We start from the raw sequence: 20287 nt of genomic DNA, 5'->3' as shown, positions 1-20287 counted from the left end.
CATGTACAGGCTCTTGGTCTCTTCCACGCGCGTCTACCGCTTTCCCAGTTGCGTCCGCTCGAAGTGGTCCGCACTCCAAACGAAGTTGATGATGGCGCCGTTCGAGTAACCGATGTTCAGCGCCCCGTCTTCTTCCAGCTCCACCGAGGTGGCGCGACCCAGCGCACAGGTGGCGGCCGGCCAGTCGAGCACCCGCTGGGCTGTCTTCCCTGACACCACGTAGAGCCCCATCCGCAGCTCGTCGTCGGAGTCGCATTGACCCTCGACGGCGTAGGGGTTCTTCCCGGTAAGGACACTCACGACCGGACGGCCGTCCGGCAGGCTCAAGGTCTCCGGCAGGTTCACGCCCATCTTCGAGGCGTCCACCGCGTTGGGCGCCACCAGCTCGCGCAGCGAGGCGGGGGTGAGGCTCTCATCGCCCTGGGCCCAGTTCGGGTAGCTGAGCAGGCCCCAGCCCAGCCAGCCGGTGGGCGCCGCCTCCAGGGCGGCGACGCTGGCCGGGGGCTTGAGCCTGAGGTTCTTGCGCGCCTCGTCCGGCAGGCGCAGCGCCTCTCCCTCCGCCATGGTGCCGCCCTTGCAGTTGGACACCGGCACCGCCTTGGCGCCCACCTGGTCCTGGTCCTCGTAGGTGATGCAGAGGTCCATGACGAGCGGATCCACCGCGGGGAAGCGGGGCAGGGCGCGCACCGGGATCATGGCCACCACGGACAGCGTGTCGCCCTGGCGGTGCACCGCGGCGTTCACCAGGCCCTGCGCGAACCTGGGCGTGCCGCTGTCGGGGCCGGAGGTGCGCTGGCCGTCGAAGGCGAAGCGGTAGGTGTAGCCCGTGGCGGTGGGGCCGGCGTCCGGGAAGTAGAGCGAGAGGGTGATGACGTCACCCGCGAGCAGCTGGTTGTCCGTGGCCTCCACGCCCACGAAGAGCGTGTCCTTGCGCCAGCCCACCCGGGCGGAGAAGTCCGCGGTGGCCCCGTCGGTGGTGGGCAGCGGCTTGAGGACCAGCGGGGAGCCGAAGTCCTTGAGCTTCTTCTCCGGGCGGGGGGCCTTCTTGAGCACGGGCACCGGCTTGCTGGGCCGGGGCGCCGCGTCCTGCGCGAGCGAGGTGGTGGCGAGGAGCAGACAGAGGGGCAGGGGGGCCAGGCGGGCGGCGTGCATGCGGAGGGACGCCTCTAGTCGCGGAAGTTGGTGAACTGCATGTCCAGCTTGAGCTTGTCCTGCTCCTTGCGGAACAGCGCGATGGCCTCCTGCAGGTCGTCGCGGTTCTTGCCCGTGACGCGGAGCTGATCCGCCTGGATGGAGCCCTGCACCTTCAGCTTGGACTCCTTGAGCAGCTTGATCAGCTCCTTGGACTTCTCCACCGGGATGCCCTGCTGGAGCTTGATGGGCTGCTTGACGTTGCTCATGCCCGTCTTCTCGATGTCGCCGAACTCCAGCACCCGCAGGCTGATGCCGCGCTTGGCCAGCTTGCCGAGCAGGACCTCCTTGGCGGCCTGGAGCTTCTCCTCGCTGTTGGTCTTCACCGTGAGCGCGGAGTGGTCCGGGGCGATGTCGATTTCGGCCTTCACGCCCTGGAAGTCATAGCGGGTGCTGAGCTCCTTCCGGGTCTGATTGACCGCGTTGTCGAGCTCAGCCAGATCGATTTTGGAGATGACGTCGAAGGAGGGCATGGGGGACCTTTTCGCGCCCTTACCATACCTACACCCGGACGACCAAGGGCACCACCAGGGTGCGCCGGGAAGTGTGCTGCTTGAAGGCCCGCTTCACCGCCTTCGTGAGTTCCTCGCGCACCAGGGCGTCGTCCCCACGGAGCAGGGGGTTGAGCTCCTCGAAGAAGGCCCGCGCCACCTGGGCCACCTGGGCCAGCACGCCCTGCTCGTCCGGGTTGAGGCCCTGGCCGGACAGCTGGGGCCCCGCCACCAGCGCCTGGGTGTCGCGCCTCAGCACCACGGCGGCGGCCACCACGCCCGTCTCCGCCAGCCGGTTGCGCTCCGCCAGCGCCTCCGGCGTCACGACTCCGTCCCCGGCGCGCTCCCGCAGGATGCGCCCGGCGGGCACGCTGCCAGTGAAGCGGCCCCGCCCCTCCTCGAACGTCACCACGTCCCCGTCGTGGGCCAGCAGCAGGCCTTCCGGCGCCATGCCCGCCTCGCGCGCGGTGGTCAGGTGTCGGTGCAGGTGTCGGACTTCCCCATGCACGGGGATGAAGTTCTTGGGGCGGATCAGCTCCAGCACCCGGCGCTGCTGGGGGCGGCTGGCGTGTCCGGAGACGTGCACGCCGGGCTCCACCTGGGCGTAGACGATGCGGGCGCCGCGCCAGTGGAGCTGGTCGAGCAGCGCGCCCACGGCGCGTTCGTTGCCGGGGATGGGGCGGGCGCTGACGATGACGGTGTCGCCGGGCTCCAGGCGCACGGGCCCATCGCCGTTGGCCAGCTGGGTGAGGCCCGCGCGCGGCTCGCCCTGGGCGCCGGTGGTGATCACCGCCACGCGGTGGGGCGCGAGCCTGGGCACGCTGTCCAGGTGCACGAAGAGCGAGTCGGGCACGTCCAGGTAGCCCATCTCCCGCGCCAGCTCCACGTTGCGCACCATGCTGCGGCCCTGGAGCGCGACGAGCCGGCCGGTGCGCTCGCACAGGTCCAAGAGGTGCCGGATGCGGTGGAGGTTGGAGGAGAACTGGGCGACGACGACGCGGCCCTTCGTCTCGTGGAAGAGGCGCTCGAAGGTGGTCTGCACCACGCGCTCGCTGCCGGTCTCGTCCGTGTGCTCGGAGTTGGTGGAGTCCGACAGCAGGCACAGCACGCCTTCGTCACCCGCCTCGCCCCAGCGCTCCAGGTCCGTCTTGAGGCCGTCGATGGGGTCGGGGTCCAGCTTGAAGTCGCCGGTGTGGATGACGGTGCCCTCGGGTGAGCGGACGACGTAGCCCACCGCGTCCGGCACGGTGTGCGTCACGCGCGTGGCCTCCACCTGGAAGACGCTGCCCACGGGGAAGGGGGTGCGCGGATCGATTTCGCGCAGGTCCGCCTCCACGCCCAGTTCCTCCAGGCGCTGCCGCGCGAGCGCGAGCGTGAAGCGCGTGCCGTAGATGGGGACGGGCACGTCGCCCAGCAGGTAGGGGAGCGCGCCGATGTGGTCCTCGTGCCCGTGCGTGAGGAGCACGCCCTTCAGCTGGGCCGCGTTGCGCCGCAGGTGCGTGAAGTCCGGGACGATGATGTCCACGCCGGGCATTCCCGACGAGGGGAACATCAGGCCGGCGTCGATGAGCAGCATCTCCCCACGACAGGCGAGCACCATGGCGTTGAGGCCGATCTCGCCCAGCCCGCCAAGAGGGATGACGTGGAGCATGTGCCCGGAAGTGTAAGGGCCCGGCCCCTCCAGTGCGTGGGAATCCGCACATCCCCTCCACCGCGAGCCCGCGCCCGCCTGCTTGACGGATTAAAACTAAAGGCTTAGTTGTATTCGAACTAAGATTTTAGTTGAGGCCGGGAGGCCCTGCCCGTGACGAAGCCGTCATCCGCCGAGGAGTCCAAGCCGCTCACGCCCGTGGAGCTGGAGCTGATGCAGCTGGTGTGGAGGTTGGGGGAGGTGAGCGTGGCGGACGTGCTCGCGGCGCTGCCGCCGGAGCGCAAGCTGGCCTACACGTCGGTGTCCACGGTGCTGCGCATCCTGGAGCAGAAGGGAGTGGTGCAGAGCCGCAAGGAGGGGCGGGGGCACCTGTACTCGGCGCGGCTGTCGCGCGAGGCCTACGAGGCGCAGAGCGTGCGCCACCTGGTGGCGACGGTGTTCGACGGGGCGCCTTCGTCGCTCGTGGCGCGGCTGGTGGAGGCGGTGCCGCTGTCCGCGGAGGAGGTGGAGCAGCTCCGCAAGCTCCTGGGCCGCAAGGGCGGCCGGGGATGAGCGCCTTCGCCCGGGACATGCTGGCGGCGTACCTCACGGCGGCGGTGCTGGTGGCGGTGGGCTTCGGGCTGCTGCGCGCGGCGCTGGCGTGGGGGATGGAGTGGCGGCTGGACGCGCGGCAGGCGCTGCGCGTGGGGCGGGTGACGCTGGGGCTGGCGGTGGTGCTGCCGTTCGTGGCGCTCGCGGTCCGGGATTGGATGCCGTCGGCGCCGCTCTTCTCGTTCGAGCGGTCGCTGGTGCGCGACGCCTCACCGCCCAGGTCCACCGAAGCGCGGCCCGTGCGCGAGGCGGTGTCTGGGGCTGTGTCGTCAGGCACGGGCCTGCCGCTGGCGATGAGCGGGCTGGGGTTGGTGGGGGTGGGGGCGTTGGGCTTCCTGTCGTGGGAGCTGCGGCGGTACGCGCGCTTGCGGCGGAAGCTGGAGGCGCTGCCCGTCCTTCGCCGCGTGGGCCAGGTGCGCGTGGTGCTGGGAGAGGCGGCGGAGGGGGCGTTCTCCGTGTGGTTCCCCCGTGGCGGCGCGTGGGTGGTGGTGCCCGCCGACGTGGTGGAGGACGCGGAGTCGCTCCGGCTCACGGTGCGGCACGAGCTGCAACACCACCGGCAGCGGGACACGGTGCTCGCGTACGCGCGGCTGGGGTTCGACAGCGCCTTCTTCTGGAATCCGTTCGCGCGGGCGTTCTCGCGGTGGTTGGCGGAGCGTCAGGAGTTCGCCTGTGACGAGGCGCTCGTCACCGTGAAGCACGTGTCCGCGGAGGCGTATGCGCGCTGCCTGTTGCAGGCGTCGCTGCGCGTCCCGGGCTCCCTTCCCGCCGGTGTCACCGGCATGTCCCATCCCACAGTCAGGAGGATCCACATGTTGTTCGAGTCCCGCCCCCGCAGCTCTGTGCGCACCCTGGGTCTGTCGTTGTCGCTGGCGTTGGTGCTCGCGCCGCTGGCGTTGTGGGCGCAGGGCGCGGTGCGGGGGCGCGCGGTGTCGCTGACGGAGGCGCGCGCGCTGGCGGAGGCGGGCCAGAAGGACGGCGACCTGCCGGTGGTGGTGGACGCCGCCGTGGTGGAGCAGCTCAACACGTTCGTCACCACGCCGAAGGGCCGCGACTTCATGCGCAAGGCGCTGGCGAACCTCCAGGCGCACCGCGAGGCGATGACGGGCACGCTGCGCTCGCGCTCGCTGCCGGAGGGGCTGCTCGCGGTGGCGATGGTGGAGTCGGCGGTGAGCAACCTGCCCGAGGCGTCCCGCGAGCCGTCGATGGCGCCGGGGCCGCGAGGCGCCGGGGTGTGGATGTTCATCCCGGAGACGGCGCGTCGCTACGGCTTGAAGGTGGAGGCGGGGCGCGACGAGCGGCTGGACGTGGCGCGGGAGACGGAGGCCGCTGCGGCCCTCTTCCAGGCGCTGTATGAGCGCTATGGCGACTGGCGGCTCGCGCTCGCGGCGTACAACCAGGGTGAGGACCTGGTGGATCGCGTCCTCGCGGAGAGCGGCGTGCGTGACGTGAGCGAGCTGGTCCGCACCGGCAAGCTCAATGGCTACACCGCCACCGTGCAGGCCGGGGTGCTGCTGTTGCGCAACCCGCACCTGCTTGACTGAGCGTTTGTCCACTGCCCGGGGAATGTCGCCGCCACGCCGGAGTTCGGATGCGCGCCACCCTGCTTTCGCGCGAGGATGGCGACGCTCGGTGCCAGGGGTGGGAAACGCCATGAAGATCGTCGCGCTCGTTCGTCCGGCCGGTGAAGTTCCGGAGGCTGCTCAGGTGCTCGCCGCGGCGGCGGGCATGGCTCCGGCGGAGGCCCGCATGCGGCTGGCCCCGGAGCCTCCCGCCCTGCTCGCGCGCCTGGCGCCCGACGCGGCGGAGGCCCTGGTGAAGACCCTCCAGGGCGCGGGGCTCGCGGCGCTCGCCATCGATGAATCGGAGGTGGCCGACCGCGTCACGGCGCGCACCGTGACGTTCGGCACCGCGCAGGTGACGTTCACGCCTCGCGCGGGCGCGCCGCTCTCCATGGCCTGGGAGGACGTGGCGGTCATCCTCCGGGGCGCGTCGTCCCTGCGCACCCAGAGCGAGCACACGGAGAAGACGACCAAGGTGGCCCTGGGCACGGCCCTCGTCACGGGCGGCCTGAAGCTGACGAAGACGACGGAGAAGAGCGTGCGCGGCTCCCAGGAGGAGACCTCGCAGGTCGTCTTCGTCTTCGACCGCGGTGGCCGTGGCGCCGTGCTTCCGGAAATCGGGCTCGACTTTTCGTGCCTGGGCCCCGCGATGCAGCCGTCGCGCACCGCGAACATGGTGACCCTGGCGCGGCTGGTGCGCGAGCAGGCCCCGGCCGCGTTCTACGACGAGCGGCTCTTGCGGCTGGGGCGCCGGCCCCTGCCCTTCGTGCTGGGTGGCGCGGTGCAGGTGGTCAGCGGCGCCACGTCCCACTCGCGCCTCAACACCGCGCAGGGCCTGGACGTGCTCGCGGAGGCCATGCGCCTGGGCGTCGCCCAGGGGTACCTGCCCTGAGCGCGCCTGCGCGCTGCGCGAATGCGTCCGGTGGGGCCGAAGCCTTCCACCTCGCGCTGAAGCCGTGACGCGCTCCGCGTCGCCCCGTCAGTTGAGCGGCGTGCTGGAGTCCGGAGGCGGACGGGAGATCCACGCGGCGATGAACACGTCCAGTTCGCCTCGCATCACGTCCTTCACGCGCGGAGTGCCAGCGCCCGTGCGCGGATCCTCCACGCGCGCCCCTCGGCCCAGGAAGTAGCGGCGGGCCTCGTCCGTGCTGGCGCCCTGGCCGGCGACGACGCGCGCGGCGATGCCCTTGAGCTCGTCCAGCTCTCCGGCGCCGATGAGCGTGAGCACGCGGCCCGTGGCCTCGTCCTTCGCGGTGACTTCGGTGCGCACGCGCTGGAGGTACTCGCCCTCGCGGCTCTTCACGGGCCGGCCCTCCAGCACCAGCAGCTCCCGCTCCAGCTCCTCCATCGGGCCGCCCCGGTGCACGCGCACGTACGCGCGCTGGCGCTTCTCGTCCTCCAGGCGGCGGTGCAGCCCCGCCTCTCCCGCGAGGAAGCCATAGGCCCCTGGCCCGGCGATGCGCACCACCACGCGCGCGGGCTCCTCCGCCTCCGCGACGGCGGTGGCCTCGTAGCCCCGGCGCTGCGCCCAGCCCAGGTACATGGTGGCCAGCTCCTGCACCCACACGTCCTGCTGCTCCGACGCGTCGCTGGCGCAGATGTCCACCAGCGCCTCGTTGTCCAGCGGCGTGGCCCCCGAGGCCCTCAGCGCCTCCGCCATCTGGACCTCGCGCGCCACCTCCTCCACCTGCTTCGCGGCGGAGCCCAGCTGCACCTCGTTCTTCGCCTCGCGCACCAGCCGGCGCCCGAAGAGGCACGCGGCCTCCAGGCGGTCCAGCTCGCCCAGCTGCGCCTCCACCGTGCGGAACGCGCGGAGGACCTCCGCCGCGCGCAGCGGGTCGTCCCAGAGGTTGGGCGCCTGCGTCTCCGCGAGCAGCGCGGCGCGGCGCTCCTCCAGCTCCGTCCGCCCCGCGGACTCCGCGAGCGCGCGGGCGCGGCCCACCAGCCGGTCCATTTCAATCAGCAGCGACTTGCGGTCCAGCCGGCGCTTCACCGCCGCGGCCTTCGGCGTGGGCAACAGCAGCTGCGCCGTCACCTCCCGAGGCGGTGGGACGGGCTCCGCGACCGCCACCACGCGGCCCCCGGGCCGGGCCTCCACGCGCACGGGCGTGCCCGGCGGCAGCGGCCTGCGGGCGATCTCCACCGCGAGCGCCGCGGTGAGCGTCTTCTCGATTTCACGCTGGAGGTAGCGCGCGCCGAACTGCGGCGAATAGCCGCGCTCCACCAGCCGGTCCACCACCTCCGGCGTCACCTCCACGTCCAGGGCGCGGGCGCGGATGCCCTCGCGCTCCAGCACGCGGCCCACCTCGCGCTGGGCGATCTTGCGGATGTCCACGCGCGACAGCGGCCGGAAGTGGCAGATGGCGTCGAAGCGGTTGAGGAACTCCGGGCGGAAGGCCTCCGCGATGCGGCGGTCCACCTCCGACACCTGCTCCTCGGCGCGCTTGTGCGCGGCGAAGCCCAGGCCCGCCTCGCGGTACACCTCCGAGCCCACGTTGGACGTGGCCACGATGAGCGTGTTGTTGCACGACACCGCCTCGCCCGCGCCGTTGACGAAGGTGCCCTCGTCGAACAGCTGGAGGAAGCGGTCGTGCACGCTGCGCGCGGCCTTCTCGAACTCGTCCAGGAGCAGCACGGTGAACACCTTGCCGTCGAGCAGCGCGGACAGCTCCCCGCGCCGCGTCTCCAGCGCGGGCGCCCACGACGCGCCGAAGGGGACGCTCTCGTCGCCGTCGTTGGGGTAGTCCGCCATGTTGAGGCGCACCAGCCTGTCGGCGGAGCCGAAGAGGTACTCCGCCAGCAGCTTCGCCAGCTGCGTCTTACCCACGCCCGTGGGCCCGGCGAAGAGGAACACGCCCAGCGGGCGGCGCGGGTCGTTGAGCCCCGCCTTGAGCAGCGCCACCGAGCGCAGCACCGCGCCCACCGCGTCCGTCTGGCCGAGCAGCCGCTCCCCGAAGAAGCGCTCCGTCTCCTCCAGGTCCAGCGGCATCGCGTCGTCCACGACGAAGCGGGGCAGGCGCGTGGCCGCGCAGAAGCGGGTGAGCACGTCCTCCGGCCCCACGTGGTCGCGCGCCATGCCCGCGGCCTCGGCGGCGGTCTCCTTGAGCAGCTCGATGGCCTTGCGCGGCATGTGCTGCGCCAGGAGGAACTTCGCGGACAGGCGCAGCGCCAGGTCGCACGCGGCCGGGTCGATGGGCAGCCGCAGCTCGCGCTCCAGCTCCTCCGCCACGCGGCCGACGATCCAGCGCGCCTTCTCCAGCGGCGGCTCGGTCAGGGGCAGCAGGTGGAGCCGCTCGGCGAGGGCCTCGTCGGCGCGCAGCAGCTCCTGCACGCGCTTGGGCTCCGTTTCGAAGATGAAGCGCAGGCCGCCGGTGCGCAGCGCGCGCACGGCCACGGGGGCCAGGGGACCTCCCAGGGCCACCGGCAGGTCGCGGATGTAGACGATGGGGTAGGGGTGGCGGCCCAGGTGGGTGAGCAGCTCCTCGAAGGACTCGGCCGCCTGGCGCTGGGTGCTGCGCGCCAGGATGTTCGCGACGGACACCTCCACGAGCCGCGCCTGGGCCAGCTCCCCGTCCACGCGCCCCTCGGCGATGCGGCGGGCCACCTCCTGCACGAGCGCGCTCTTGCCCACGCCGGGCTCACCCGCCAGCAGCGGGTGCTTGCCCCCGCGCGCCAGCAGCCCCAGCACCTCCGTCACGGCGGTGTCCACGCCGTGGGCGGCCGGCAGCTTGCCCTCTCGCGCCATCGCGGTGAGGTCGCGGTCGATGAGCCGCTCCTGGTCTTCGTTCTTCCTCGTCGCCATGGTGTGGTCCGGAACGCCCCCTCGACGTGCGGCACTCTAACCGTTGCGGCGCGGAAGCGAAGTCCCGGCCCATCCCGTGGGTCGGGACCCTACGCTTCCAGCTCCGTGTGCCAGTAGGCCACGTCCCTCAGGAACTTGCGCCAGGACAGGGGCAGGCCCTTCTCCATGAGGAACGACACGACCAGCGCGTCCGGCAGCCGCTTCGGCTTCGCGGGCACGGTGCGCAGCGTCATCCGCGCCTGGGCCGGGGTGCGGTTGCCCTTCTTCTGGTTGCAGGGCACGCAGGCGATGACGATGTTGTCCCAGCTCGTGCGGCCGCCCTGCGCGCGCGGCACCACGTGGTCGTACGTGGCCTCCGGGCGCGTCACCTTGCGGCCGCAGTACTGGCAGCGGCACTGGTCGCGCTGGTAGACGTTCTCGCGGCTGAAGCGCACGCCGCGCGGGCCCTTCCAGAGGGCGCGCACGAAGCGGATGACGGACGGCATGCGCAGCTCCACCGTCACCGAGCGGATGACGCGGTCCTCGTACTCCTCGACGACCTCCACCTTGCCCTGGACCAGCAGCATGACGGCGCGTTGCCAGGGGATGCGTGCGACAGGCTCATAGGACTGGCTCAACACCAGCGTTTCCATGACAGGGGGCCTTTCGGGCGGGACAGGGCGCCAGGGAGTCGAACCCTGCTCGCCCGGATTTGGAGTCCAGGCGGCACCCGGTGCGCGGCCTATGGGTGATGGGAAGCGGAAGGGACGCGGGAGTCCGGACGTGAAGAAGGCCGGGTCCCCGTGTTCGGGAGCCCGGCCTCCAGGGCCATGCCGCGTCAGGGACGGGGCAGGGCGCCTTCAGGCGCCGGGCGAGGCAAGGCGAAGGGACGCGAAGCCCCGCCAGCGGCACGTGGAAGGAGCGGTCACCGGGCTGGGACGCGAGGCCGCGTCGATGCCGTGACCGGAAGGATTCAGGTGCTTGAGGTTCATCGGGGCCTGCTTCGTCGCCTGGCGCATCGGGACCGCTCCTTTCGCCACCAGCGACGGCGGCGGAATTTCAGCCCTGACAAGCAAGCGGGTGGCGAAGGGCCCTCGGTGCGCCGCGGGCACGCGCGTGGAAGCGGGGGCGACAAACCTGACAGAAGGCTGTCACGAGCCGGGGCGACATTGGGTGCGTTCCCTCAACGCGGCACCGGAGCCTCCGCCATGACCCAGAGCGACCTTTCGAAGACCCCTCCCCTGCGCGGCCTGCACACCTACGCGGGCGGCTGCCTGTGTGGCGCCGTGCGCTACGAGGCCACCGTGGACCTGGCCGGCGTGAGCCGCTGCAACTGCACCATCTGCATGAAGTACGGCTATGGCGGCGGCGTGGGGATGAAGCCGGACGCCTTCCGGCTCCTGAAGGGGCAGGACGCCATCAAGAAGTACGGGCGCGACGGCAGCCCCAACACCCGCAGCTTCTGCGGGCGCTGCGGCGTCGTGTGCTTCGGCGACGGCGACGTCCCGGAGCTGGGTGGGAAGTTCGTCTCCATCTACGTCAACACGCTGGATGACGTGGACCCGTCGCTGCTCACCTTCAGCTACTGGGACGGCCGGCACGACAACTGGGCGGCCGGGGCGCGGCCCACGCCGTGGCCCTTCCAGGCCGCCGCCTGACGCCGCCTGGGAGGCGCAGGGGCCCTCCGCGCCCCTGCCCGTCGCCGCCCGTGTCTACACATTCCCCGCGGCGGCCCGGCCCGCGGCGCGGCCGGAGAAGATGCAGCCCCCCAGGAACGTCCCTTCCAGGGCGCGGTAGCCGTGGACGCCGCCGCCTCCGAAGCCGGCCACCTCGCCTGCCGCGTAGAGCCCCGGGATGGTCTGCCCCCGGGCGTTGAAGACGCGGCCCTGGAGGTCGGTCTCGAAGCCGCCCAGCGTCTTGCGCGTGAGGATGTTCAGCTTCACGCCGATGAGCGGCCCCGCGTTCGGGTCCAGGAGGCGGTGCGGCTTCGCGGTCCGCACCAGCTTGTCGCCCCGGTAGTTGCGCGCCTGCCGGATGGCGGCGAGCTGCAGGTCCTTGCTGAAGGGGTTGTCCATCTGGAGGTCGCGGGCCTTCACCTCGCGCTCCACCGTGGCGAAGTCCAGCAGCGGGGTCTCCGTCTTCGCGTTCATCCCGGCGACCAGGTCGCGCAGGTTGTCGGAGACGACGAAGTCCTCGCCCTTCTCCTTGAAGGCCTCCACCGGGCCCATGGCCTTCTTGCCCACGGCGCGGTTGAGCACGCCCAGCCAGTCCTTGCCGGTGAGGTCCGGGTTCTGCTCGGAGCCGGAGAGCGCGAACTCCTTCTTGATGATCCACTGGTTGAGGATGAACCAGGTGTGCTCGTGGCCCGTCTTGAGGATGTATTCCAGCGTGCCCAGCGTGTCGAAGCCGGGGAACAGCGGCGGCGGCAGGCGCTTGCCGGTGGCGTCCAGCCAGAGGGAGCTGGGGCCCGGCAGGATGCGGATGCCGTGCCGGGGCCAGATGGGGTTCCAGTTCCGCAGGCCCTCCGTGTAGTGCCACATGCGGTCGCGGTTGATGAGGCGCCCGCCCGCGGCCTCCGTGATGGCGATCATCCGGCCGTCCACGTGGTCGGGCACGCCCTGGACCATGAACTTCGGCGCGGGGCCCATGCGCTGGGGCCACGCCTTGCGCACGAGCTCGTGGTTGCCGCCGATGCCGCCGGACGTGACGATGACCGCGCCCGCGCGCAGCTCGAAGTCACCCGTCGTCACGCGCGAGCTGCTGACGCCGCGAGGGACCTCCGTGGGCTCCAGCACCTTGCCGCGCACGCCCACCACCGCGCCGTCCTGCGTGAGCAGCTCGTCCACGCGGTGGCGGAAGTGGAAGGTGAGGGTGCCCTTCGCCTCCGCGGCCCTGGCCCGGCGCACGAAGGGCTCCAGCACGCCGGGGCCGGTGCCCCAGGTGACGTGGAAGCGGGGGACGGAGTTGCCGTGGCCCACGGCGCCGTAGCCGCCGCGCTCCGCCCAGCCCACCACGGGGAACCAGCTCATGCCCTGCTGGACCAGCCAGGGGCGCATCTCGCCCGCGGCGAAGGCGACGAAGGCCTCCGCCCACTTGCGCGGCCAGTGGTCCTCCTCGCGGTCGAAGGCCGCGGTGCCCATCCAGTCCTCCAGCGCGAGCGCGTGGGAGTCCTTGATGCCCATGCGCCGCTGTTCGGGCGAGTCCACGAGGAACAGGCCGCCGAACGACCAGAACGCCTGGCCGCCCAGGTTCTGCGGCCCCTCCTGGTCCACCACGGCGACGCGCTTGCCCGCGTCCGCGAGCTCCGTCGCGGCCACGAGCCCCGCGAGCCCTCCGCCCACGACGATGACATCCACTTCCTGTCCCATGGCGTGCCTCCCGGTAGCGACTGGCGCGCGGATGATAGCGACTCGCGCGGAGGGCGGAGCACCCTTCCACTGCGCGACGCCAGGGCCCGGGGGTAGACTCCCGCGCATGGAATCCGGTGTGAAGGGCAACGCGGGACCGCTGGGCCATGACGCCGCCGCCTACGCGCAGCGTCAGGAGGGGCTGTCCCCGGAGCCGCTGCGGGACGCGGCCTGGAGCGTGGCGGGGCAGCGGGCCTTCGGCGTGGTGCTCGACGTGGGCTCGGGCAGCGGCGGGTGGATCCGCCGGCTGCAACAGAACCCGGCCGTCGAGCGCATCCTCAGCACGGACATCCACGACGCGGGCGCCAGCCGCCTGCCGGGGGTGGAGTTCCAGCTGCGGGACGTGTCGCGGGACGCGCTGCCATGGGGTGACGCGTCGGTGGACTGGGTGTTCGCCATTGAAGTGCTGGAGCACCTGGCCAACCCGCGGCACTTCGTGAAGGAGGCCTTCCGCGTGCTCAAGCCCGGCGGGCACCTCTTCTTCACCACGCCCAACAACGACAGCCTGACGGCGCGGCTGTCCTTCCTGGTCCGGGGCTACTTCCCCGCGTTCTGCGAGCAGGACTACCGGAACTCCGGACACATCACCCCCATCACGGAGCTGGACGCGCGGCGCATGGCCGTGGAGGCGGGGTTCCAGTCCATCGACTTCGACTACCCGCTGCCCGGGCGGATTCCGCGCAGCGGCGTGTACTGGCAGCGCTTCCTGCCCGGGCTTCGCGGCCGGTGGTGGAGCGACGGGCTGTTCGCGCTGCTGACCCGTCCGCGCTGAAAAAGGCAGCCGGCGGAACTGGCCGCCTGTTCAGTCTCCGTGGTAGCCCTGCCGCGAACCAACGAGGAGCGCGGATGCAACAGCGTTGCGTGTGGGTGGGGACGGATCCGCTGTACCAGACCTACCACGACGAGGAGTGGGGCGTGCCCGTGCGCGACAGCCGCGCGCTCTGGGAGATGTTGATGCTGGAGGGCTTCCAGGCGGGGCTCGCGTGGATCGTCATCCTGCGCAAGCGCGAGGCCTTCCGGAAGGCGTTCAAGGGCTTCGACCCGAAGGCGGTGGCGCGCTTCACGGAGAAGGACGTCACGCGCCTGATGGCGGACGAGGGCATCGTCCGGGCGCGCGCGAAGATTGAGGCGACCATCGGCAACGCGCGCGCGTATTTGAAGATGCAGGAGGCGGGCGAGGACTTCTCCACCTTCGTCTGGGGCATGGCTGGTGGGAAGCCCCTCCGCAACGCGTGGAAGGGCCGGGGCGACGTTCCGGCGAAGACGCCGCTGTCGGAGGCGTACTCCAAGGCCTTCAAGCAGCGCGGCTTCAAGTTCGTGGGGCCGGTCATCGTCTACGCGTGGATGCAGGCCACGGGTATCGTGGACGACCACACCGTGGACTGCTTCCGCCACGGCGCGCGGCACCGCTGAGCGTCCGCGCGCGGTCCGCTTTCCGTCATGGACGGGAGGGGGGTAGGCGGGTCAGCATCCCGCCCCATGCCCCGATATCCCGTTCGCGTCTCCGAAGCCCCGAAAGGCCACGCCGTTCCTCCGCTGCTGCGGGAGGTCGGGGCGTGGGTGGGCACCCAGAACCACGGCACCCTGGGCTGGTTCGACCTGTTCGGCTTCGACGCGCTTCCCAGCGAGTACTCGCCCGAGAACGCGGAGCGGCTCCAGGCCGCGGGCTTCTCCTTCCTGAACCTGCCGGATGGTTCGCTGCTGGCGCTGCTGAAGGACGCGGTCGTGCTGCTGGGCTCCGAGGGCGAGTCCCGCACCGTCGCGGACTCGCTGGAGGCGTTCCTCGTCGCGTGGTCCAAGGGGCGCACGGGCATCAGCGATCTGGATGACGACGACGCGTCCTCGGGCCGCGAGGCGCTCGCCGCGTGGCTTCAGGCCCGGGGGCTCCAGGTTCCGAAGGCCGCTCCCTTCGACTTCGCCGCCTGGCTCGATGGCGACGAGGCTCCGGCCTCCGGGGCGACGTCCGGTGCCAGCCTGGGCGCGCCCACCGACGACGTGAAGGCCATGGGCCCGGCCCTGCGCCGGCTGGTGTCGCTGGTGGGCCAGCGCGCGGACTCGCCGGAGGTCGTCGCCTACGTGGAGGAGGTGCTCGGTCAGCAGGCGCCCCGGTCCACGTCGTCGAGGGAGGACTCCGTCAACGTGGTGGGCGCGGAGGCGGGCGTGGAGCTGCTCTTCAAGCATGACGTCCTCCATGACGCCTTCCCGCTCATCCCGAAGACGGCGACGACCTTCGTCCCCTACCTCGCGCTGGCGTGGGTGCGGCCCGCGTTCCCGGAGCCGGTGCTGGGGCTGGACGCGACGGACCTGACGGAGGAGGCCATCACGAAGAAGCTCGGGCCCCCGACCGAGCGGCGCGCGGGCTCCATGCTCGACGACGCGCTGACGGTGCCGCATTGGGTCCGGCCGTTGGAGAGCACCGGCACCACGGAGCTGCTCATCTCCGTGCGCAGGTCGCGCTCCATCACCGCGCAGGTGCGCGAGGCGCGGGCGCTGGACCCCTTCTCTCGGCCGGGCACCGCGCTGTTCGTGGGCTGGGCGGCCGCGCGAGGGCTGCTGGACGCGTCGCGCTTCGGCGCGCACGCGGCGCTGCTGGCGGCCGTGAAGGGGCGCGAGGCCTCGGGGGCGGACCTGATGAAGGCCGCGCTGCCTCGCGGGCTCTGGGACGCGCACCTGCGCGACCTGCCGGGCCTGCGCCTCCTGGCCTACCGCTGGTTCCACAACATGAAGGGCCTGTGGATCCGCGCGGACCTGTTGAAGGTCTTCGGCGCGGACGCGAAGGGGGAGCCGAGGCTGGAGGCGGACGCCTGGGCCGCGGTGGATGCGGCGTCGAAGGTGTTCGAGGAGCGCTTCGCGCAGTGGTTGGCTTGAGCTGGCGGGACACCAGGAGACACGGGATGCGGATCAGCGTGACGAGCGTGATGGTGAATGACCAGTCCAGGGCCCTGAAGTTCTACACGGAGGTCCTGGGCTTCGTGCTGAAGGTGGACGTCCCGGTGGGAGCGGGAGGGGAGCGGTGGTTGACCGTCGTCTCGCCGGACGCGCAGGAGGGCACGCAGCTGCTGCTGGAGCCCATGGGCTTCGCGCCCTCGCGCGTATACCAGAAGGCGCTGTTCGACGCGGGCATCCCGGCGGCGTCGTTCGCCGTCGACGACTGTCAGGCGGAGTATGAGCGCATGGAGAAGCTCGGCGTGGTGTTCAAGAGCAAGCCCACCGCCATGGGCCCCGTCACCGTCGCCGTCCTCGAGGACACCTGCGGCAACCTCCTCCAGATCGCCCAGATGATGTAGCCGGCCCGGCTATCGGCCGGTCGTCGTATGTCACCCCGTGTCGGTCACGGCTTATACATTGAGTCCTGGCTGTTCTTGCTTCACGAGGGGGATGTCAATGACAATGCGGATTCAATCCAGGATCCCGCCGCAGGAGCCACGCAAGGGGCTCGCGGCGGGAGGATCGCCGGCGACGGCACGGGGCAACACGACGCAGGGGACTCCGTTCCGTGGGCCGGAGGTGGCGGTCCGCCGGGCGGGCTTCTCCGAAGCGAGCGCGTTCGTCTCCAGGCAGCCGGACGTGACGTCCACGCTCAAGCGCGAGTTTGGCGCGCTGGCGTCGGACAAGCAGAAGTTCCACGAGACGATGCGGACGGTCTATGGCGAGGGCTACGACGCCGCCAAGGCCGAGCAGTTCCGGCAGCAGGCCGTGAAGGGCGACTTCGGCTGGCTGCCTCCCGTGCGCACCGTATCCGCGGAGACGCTGAAGGGCGCCAACGGCGCCTATGACGCGGAGTCCGGCACGGTGCTCATCAACGAGTCGCTGGATCCGTCGCTGGCGGCCTCCACCTACGTGGAGGAGGCGGGCCACCACCTGGACGCGAAGCTCAACACCGAGGACGCACAGGGTGACGAGGGCGAGCTGTTCCGCCGCATCCTGTCCGGAGAGAAGCTGTCTTCCCAACAGGTGGCGGACATCCGCGCGGAGAACGACAAGGGTACCATCGTCGTGGACGGCAAGACGAAGGAGGTGGAGTTCTGGAACCCCTTCAAGGCCGCAGGCGACTTCTTCGGCGGGGTCGCCAAGGCCGTCGGCGGCGCGGTCAGCACCGCGGTGAACGCCGTGGGCGGCGCGGTCAGCACCGCGGTCAACTGGGTGGGCAACGCGGCCACCTCCACGGCCAAGGCCGTGGGCGGCGCGGTCAGCACCGCGGCCAACTGGGTGGGCAACGCGGCGAAGACCGTCTGGAGCGGCGTGAAGACCGTGGCCAACCGCGCGGGTGACGGCTTCCGCAGCCTGTTCACCGGCGCCATCAGCACCGTGGTGGGCGCGTTCCGCAACATCGGAGAAGGAATCGGCACCTTCGCTGGCGGCATCGGCAAGTTGTTCCAAGGCAAGTTCGGCGAGGGCTTCAAGCAGATGGGGTTGGGCCTGCTGAAGACCTTCGTGCAGACGCCCGCGGACGCCTTGCTGATGATGGGCGGCCGGGCCCTGAGCGCCATCCAGACGCTGATTGGCGTGGAGCCGCCCGCGCGCAAGCTGACGGACGGTGAGATCGCCACGCTGCGCGGCGTCTATGGGGACTCCATTGACTACTCGCAGATGCGCATCAAGGAGGGCAACTCCGGCCTCTTCAGCACCACCGGGCGCGCGTTCACCCACGGCAACACCATCTACATCCCGCCGGACGACCTGCCCTTGACGCCGGACCTGCTGGTGCACGAGTCGGCGCACGTCTGGCAGCACCAGAACGGCGGCACGGACTACATGAGCGAGGCGCTCGTGGCCCAGCACATCGGAGACGGCTACGACTTCGAGAAGGGCCTGGACGCGGGCAAGGCCTGGAGCGAGCTCAACCCCGAGCAGCAGGCGGAGTTCCTCCAGCAGGCCCAGCTCGCCGGCTACTTCTCCAACCCCGCCGCCGGCTTCCACTTCAACGGCAAGGACTACACGGCGCAGCTTGAAGCGGCCGTCGCCCAGGTGCGGGCCGGCAAGGGGGCGCCGTAGGCCATGCGGTCGCCTCGCCTCGTCAGCCTGGGGTGGGTCTGGGGCCTGCTCCTGCTGCTCACCGCGTGCCGTCAGGTCCTCCAGGTGTCCCTGGTGGAGGACGCGCGCCAGCTGCCCGCTCCGCGCTTCACCGTGGAGGATCCGGAGCACGCGGATCGCCCCCGCTACACCACGGTCCAGGTGCTGGACCGGGCGGGGGAGATGTACTGGCAGCTGCGGGCGGAGCCATATGGCGACATGGCCAGCGTGGCCTCGCTGACGTATGGCGAGGCGCCCCCCGGCTTCGCTGTCCTGGACGGGCCCCGGGCGCTCCAGCCCGGGGGCCGCTACGCCCTGTTCGTGGTGGGCAAGAACCGGGGCACGCTCCACTTCGACGTGGACAGGGAGGGGCACGTCACTGAGGCCGCTCCCTAGCGTGACGCCCCTGGCCTTCCGGGGTGTTGCGCTACCCTGGGGCCATGTCTTCGGAGCGCAACAGGGGGCGTGTCCGCACGGTGGAGGAGTGGCTGGGCGGGCTCGCTTCACGGGACGCGGGGGCTCGGGAGGAGGCGCTGTCTGCGTTGGAGGAGCGGCTGGTGTCCGGGCCCGCGGAGTCGCGGGAGCGGACCGCTCGGGCGCTGCTGGAGGAGCTGGGGCGGCCCGGGACGGCGGTCGCGGAGCCCCTGCTGTTCCTGTTGCAGCGCGGCTGGTGGCCCCCGCAGGCGGGCCTCGCGAGGCTCGCCGTCCAGAGCGTGCTGGCGGTGCTCACGCGGATGGAGGCGGATGCTCCGGGACTGGAGAACGCGGCGGGAGTGCTGACCGGCGTGTGCCGGGTGGAGCCGTTCCAGCTCGCCGCGCTGGGCGGGCTGTTCCAGCACCCGAAGGCTTCGGTCCGTGGCGCCATGGCGCGGGTCGTGGGGCGCCTGGGGACCGCCGCGGCGTCGGAGCTGCCCCGGCTGCTGGCGCTCCTGGAGGACGAGGAGCCCGTGGCCCTCTCCGCGCTGGAGTCCCTGGCGGCGCTGGCCCCGCTGGCGCCGGAGCTCACCGCGCCCAGGCTGCTGGAGCAGGTGCGCGGCTCGGACGGAGCGCGCCTCTACCTGGCCCTGGTGTCGCTCCGGGGCCTGCTGGAGGAGCTGAACGCGGAGTCACGGCCCGCGCCCGCGCTGCCCGGCCTGGAGCCCGCGTTGCTGCGCACGCTGACCGCGCCGGAAGCGCCCATCCGGCAGGAAGCGGCATCCCTGCTGGGCGTGTGCGGTCCCCCATCGCCCGCGGCCATCGCGGTCCTCCGCGAGCACCTCCGGGATGAGAGTCCCCATGTCGCGGCCCGCTCCGCCGTGGCGCTGGTGCGCTCCGGTGCTCCGGCGGCGGAGGCCCTCTTCCTGCTGAAGGGCCAGCTGGGCCCCGCCGCGCCGCGCGACCTCCAGGAGGCCGCCGTGGCCGCGCTGGAGGAGGCGGATCCGGCCCAGCTCGGACGGGCAAAGGGGATGCTGGAGACGGCCGTTCGCGACGCCGCGGGGCTCACGCGCGCGGCCCTCTTCGACCTGCTGGGGCAGCTCCCCGGACGCTGACCCGCCGCGTCCCCCGTCTTGACGGAGCCGCGGTTCCCAACCGAGGATTCGGTTTGCAGCAGCGCGGGAATAATCCCGTGAGGGGGAAACATGACTGGCTTCTTCGACGAAGAGGATGAGGCTCCGCAGTCCAACAGCGCGCGAGCGGAGGGGCGGCCGTCGCCTCTCCGTGGCCCCACTCCGCCGCAGGAGATTCCGCATCCGGGCCGGAGGCCTGGAGCGGGGTTCTTCTCTGATGCTCCCGAGCCGATCCACCGTCCCCCCGGGCGAGGGGCGGATCCCCTGATGCCGGACGTCATGCCACCGGATGATGGGGAGGGCTTCTTCGGCGGAAACCACTCCTACCGCCCCGTGACGGAAGACCCCTTCCGCATTCCCTCTTCGGGGGAGGAGCCGGGCGAGGAACCGGCCATGGCCGGCATCGAGGCCGTGGGGGAGGGCCGTTCGGCGAGCCAGCAGCAGCGGGACAAGACCTACGACGCCATCGGCAAGGTGGGCAAGGCCGTGGGGCTGGCTTCAGGTGTCGCGGACGTCCTGTACCCAGGCAGCGGTTCGGTCATGCGGGGCGTAGGGGGCGCCATCACTGGGGCCGCGACGGTGGGGCGGGGACTGGGGAACGTCATCGACGACGCCTACGACCGGGACGACCAGAACCGCCACGAGCAGACGCAGCGGGACATCGCGCGGATGAAGGATCAGGCGGCGCGGGACAAGATCAACAAGAACACTCCTCGTGGCCACAGCAAGATCACGGAGGACTGAGTCCATGCCCCTGCGCGCACATCCCGAGCAGCAGGGGGCGATGACGCTCCTCTGCATCAACTGCCCGGAAAGCCTGCTCAACATTCCCCTCAGCCGTTACACCCTGAAGCCAGACAAGGGCTTCGCCCAGGCGGCGCCCATTTCGCTGTTCACCGCGATCTGCGGCACGTGTGGCTATACGGCTGATGCATCCCCTTGTTTATAGGACGGCGTAGACCTCGCGGAAGAACATCTGCTCAAGGACGAGTTCGCCGAAACGCCTCATGAGAGGCTCAAATTGATGGCCTTTCATCATCGGCAGCGCGCCGT

19 protein-coding genes are annotated in these 20287 nt (G+C 71.4%); 13 read left to right on the top strand and 6 right to left on the bottom strand.

Translation table 11 applies throughout. The features are described from left to right. Window positions 1-33: 33 nt before the first annotated feature. The 3 genes from U8525_RS20620 to U8525_RS20610 are packed head-to-tail and all read right to left on the bottom strand — an operon-like array spanning window position 34 to window position 3333. Window positions 34-1152, bottom strand: a complete 1119-nt coding sequence (locus tag U8525_RS20620; RefSeq protein ID WP_374267994.1) for a hypothetical protein — start codon at window positions 1150-1152, stop codon at window positions 34-36. Window positions 1153-1166: 14 nt separating this feature from the next. Continuing rightward, window positions 1167-1664, bottom strand: a complete 498-nt coding sequence (locus U8525_RS20615; RefSeq protein WP_374267993.1) for a YajQ family cyclic di-GMP-binding protein — start codon at window positions 1662-1664, stop codon at window positions 1167-1169. Between the two features lie 28 nt (window positions 1665-1692). Then, the gene (locus U8525_RS20610; protein WP_374267992.1) at window positions 1693-3333 is read right to left on the bottom strand and encodes a ribonuclease J; all 1641 of its coding nucleotides are present in this window, start codon (window positions 3331-3333) and stop codon (window positions 1693-1695) included. A gap of 153 nt (window positions 3334-3486) precedes the next feature. Here U8525_RS20610 and U8525_RS20605 point away from each other — a divergent pair, with 153 nt between their 5' ends. The 3 genes from U8525_RS20605 (at window position 3487) to U8525_RS20595 (ending at window position 6378) form a co-directional block, all read left to right on the top strand. Then, on the top strand, window positions 3487-3885 hold the full coding sequence (locus tag U8525_RS20605) for a BlaI/MecI/CopY family transcriptional regulator (protein ID WP_374267991.1): 399 nt from the start codon (window positions 3487-3489) through the stop codon (window positions 3883-3885). Next, window positions 3882-5468 (top strand): transglycosylase SLT domain-containing protein, encoded by a 1587-nt coding sequence (locus tag U8525_RS20600; protein ID WP_374267990.1) that lies wholly within the window; start codon window positions 3882-3884, stop codon window positions 5466-5468. The genes U8525_RS20605 and U8525_RS20600 overlap by 4 nt, the downstream gene beginning before the upstream one ends. A 109-nt stretch (window positions 5469-5577) precedes the next feature. Further along, window positions 5578-6378, top strand: a complete 801-nt coding sequence (locus tag U8525_RS20595) for a hypothetical protein (RefSeq protein WP_374267989.1) — start codon at window positions 5578-5580, stop codon at window positions 6376-6378. An 87-nt stretch (window positions 6379-6465) separates the two neighbouring features. On the opposite strand, the gene U8525_RS20590 is transcribed toward U8525_RS20595, so the two are convergent. Next, complete coding sequence (locus tag U8525_RS20590) at window positions 6466-9288, bottom strand: AAA family ATPase (protein ID WP_374267988.1); 2823 nt, start codon at window positions 9286-9288, stop codon at window positions 6466-6468. Between the two features lie 89 nt (window positions 9289-9377). Beyond that, the gene (locus U8525_RS20585) at window positions 9378-9920 is read right to left on the bottom strand and encodes an HNH endonuclease (RefSeq protein ID WP_374267987.1); all 543 of its coding nucleotides are present in this window, start codon (window positions 9918-9920) and stop codon (window positions 9378-9380) included. A 555-nt stretch (window positions 9921-10475) separates the two neighbouring features. Between U8525_RS20585 and U8525_RS20580 the strand changes: the two genes are divergently transcribed. After that, window positions 10476-10925 (top strand): GFA family protein, encoded by a 450-nt coding sequence (locus U8525_RS20580; protein WP_374267986.1) that lies wholly within the window; start codon window positions 10476-10478, stop codon window positions 10923-10925. Window positions 10926-10979: 54 nt separating this feature from the next. Here U8525_RS20580 and U8525_RS20575 read toward each other — a convergent pair whose 3' ends face one another. Then, window positions 10980-12635, bottom strand: a complete 1656-nt coding sequence (locus U8525_RS20575; protein ID WP_374267985.1) for an FAD-binding dehydrogenase — start codon at window positions 12633-12635, stop codon at window positions 10980-10982. Between the two features lie 106 nt (window positions 12636-12741). Here U8525_RS20575 and U8525_RS20570 point away from each other — a divergent pair, with 106 nt between their 5' ends. From U8525_RS20570 to U8525_RS20530, 9 genes are all read left to right on the top strand, one after another. After that, the gene (locus U8525_RS20570; RefSeq protein ID WP_374267984.1) at window positions 12742-13446 is read left to right on the top strand and encodes a class I SAM-dependent methyltransferase; all 705 of its coding nucleotides are present in this window, start codon (window positions 12742-12744) and stop codon (window positions 13444-13446) included. Between the two features lie 74 nt (window positions 13447-13520). Further along, a complete protein-coding gene (locus U8525_RS20565; RefSeq protein WP_374267983.1) occupies window positions 13521-14087 on the top strand; it encodes a DNA-3-methyladenine glycosylase I in 567 nt (188 codons plus the stop codon). A 66-nt stretch (window positions 14088-14153) separates the two neighbouring features. Next, window positions 14154-15542, top strand: a complete 1389-nt coding sequence (locus U8525_RS20560) for a hypothetical protein (RefSeq protein ID WP_374267982.1) — start codon at window positions 14154-14156, stop codon at window positions 15540-15542. 26 nt (window positions 15543-15568) lie between these two features. Further along, window positions 15569-15961, top strand: a complete 393-nt coding sequence (locus U8525_RS20555; RefSeq protein WP_374267981.1) for a VOC family protein — start codon at window positions 15569-15571, stop codon at window positions 15959-15961. A 220-nt stretch (window positions 15962-16181) separates the two neighbouring features. After that, window positions 16182-17669 (top strand): hypothetical protein, encoded by a 1488-nt coding sequence (locus U8525_RS20550; protein WP_374267980.1) that lies wholly within the window; start codon window positions 16182-16184, stop codon window positions 17667-17669. A 3-nt stretch (window positions 17670-17672) separates the two neighbouring features. Continuing rightward, on the top strand, window positions 17673-18083 hold the full coding sequence (locus U8525_RS20545) for a hypothetical protein (RefSeq protein WP_374267979.1): 411 nt from the start codon (window positions 17673-17675) through the stop codon (window positions 18081-18083). Between the two features lie 44 nt (window positions 18084-18127). Then, on the top strand, window positions 18128-19216 hold the full coding sequence (locus U8525_RS20540; protein WP_374267978.1) for a HEAT repeat domain-containing protein: 1089 nt from the start codon (window positions 18128-18130) through the stop codon (window positions 19214-19216). 411 nt (window positions 19217-19627) lie between these two features. Continuing rightward, complete coding sequence (locus tag U8525_RS20535; protein ID WP_374267977.1) at window positions 19628-19978, top strand: hypothetical protein; 351 nt, start codon at window positions 19628-19630, stop codon at window positions 19976-19978. Window positions 19979-19982: 4 nt separating this feature from the next. Continuing rightward, a complete protein-coding gene (locus tag U8525_RS20530) occupies window positions 19983-20183 on the top strand; it encodes a hypothetical protein (protein WP_374267976.1) in 201 nt (66 codons plus the stop codon). Window positions 20184-20287 lie beyond the last annotated feature (104 nt).

Origin of the sequence: Corallococcus sp. RDP092CA, assembly GCF_041903675.1 — a bacterium.
Taxonomy (GTDB): Bacteria; Myxococcota; Myxococcia; order Myxococcales; family Myxococcaceae; genus Corallococcus.
The sequence above is the reverse complement of the archived record's forward strand: the minus strand, read 5'-3'. Positions and strand labels throughout refer to the sequence as shown.

Coding starts and splice junctions, on each gene's coding strand:
- U8525_RS20620 (WP_374267994.1), bottom strand. CDS start 1,152: ATGCACGCCGCCCGCCTGGCCCCCCTGCCCCTCTGTCTGCTCCTCGCC.
- U8525_RS20615 (WP_374267993.1), bottom strand. CDS start 1,664: ATGCCCTCCTTCGACGTCATCTCCAAAATCGATCTGGCTGAGCTCGAC.
- U8525_RS20610 (WP_374267992.1), bottom strand. CDS start 3,333: ATGCTCCACGTCATCCCTCTTGGCGGGCTGGGCGAGATCGGCCTCAAC.
- U8525_RS20600 (WP_374267990.1), top strand. CDS start 3,882: ATGAGCGCCTTCGCCCGGGACATGCTGGCGGCGTACCTCACGGCGGCG.
- U8525_RS20595 (WP_374267989.1), top strand. CDS start 5,578: ATGAAGATCGTCGCGCTCGTTCGTCCGGCCGGTGAAGTTCCGGAGGCT.
- U8525_RS20590 (WP_374267988.1), bottom strand. CDS start 9,288: ATGGCGACGAGGAAGAACGAAGACCAGGAGCGGCTCATCGACCGCGAC.
- U8525_RS20585 (WP_374267987.1), bottom strand. CDS start 9,920: ATGGAAACGCTGGTGTTGAGCCAGTCCTATGAGCCTGTCGCACGCATC.
- U8525_RS20580 (WP_374267986.1), top strand. CDS start 10,476: ATGACCCAGAGCGACCTTTCGAAGACCCCTCCCCTGCGCGGCCTGCAC.
- U8525_RS20575 (WP_374267985.1), bottom strand. CDS start 12,635: ATGGGACAGGAAGTGGATGTCATCGTCGTGGGCGGAGGGCTCGCGGGG.
- U8525_RS20570 (WP_374267984.1), top strand. CDS start 12,742: ATGGAATCCGGTGTGAAGGGCAACGCGGGACCGCTGGGCCATGACGCC.
- U8525_RS20565 (WP_374267983.1), top strand. CDS start 13,521: ATGCAACAGCGTTGCGTGTGGGTGGGGACGGATCCGCTGTACCAGACC.
- U8525_RS20560 (WP_374267982.1), top strand. CDS start 14,154: ATGCCCCGATATCCCGTTCGCGTCTCCGAAGCCCCGAAAGGCCACGCC.
- U8525_RS20555 (WP_374267981.1), top strand. CDS start 15,569: ATGCGGATCAGCGTGACGAGCGTGATGGTGAATGACCAGTCCAGGGCC.
- U8525_RS20545 (WP_374267979.1), top strand. CDS start 17,673: ATGCGGTCGCCTCGCCTCGTCAGCCTGGGGTGGGTCTGGGGCCTGCTC.
- U8525_RS20540 (WP_374267978.1), top strand. CDS start 18,128: ATGTCTTCGGAGCGCAACAGGGGGCGTGTCCGCACGGTGGAGGAGTGG.
- U8525_RS20535 (WP_374267977.1), top strand. CDS start 19,628: ATGGCCGGCATCGAGGCCGTGGGGGAGGGCCGTTCGGCGAGCCAGCAG.
- U8525_RS20530 (WP_374267976.1), top strand. CDS start 19,983: ATGCCCCTGCGCGCACATCCCGAGCAGCAGGGGGCGATGACGCTCCTC.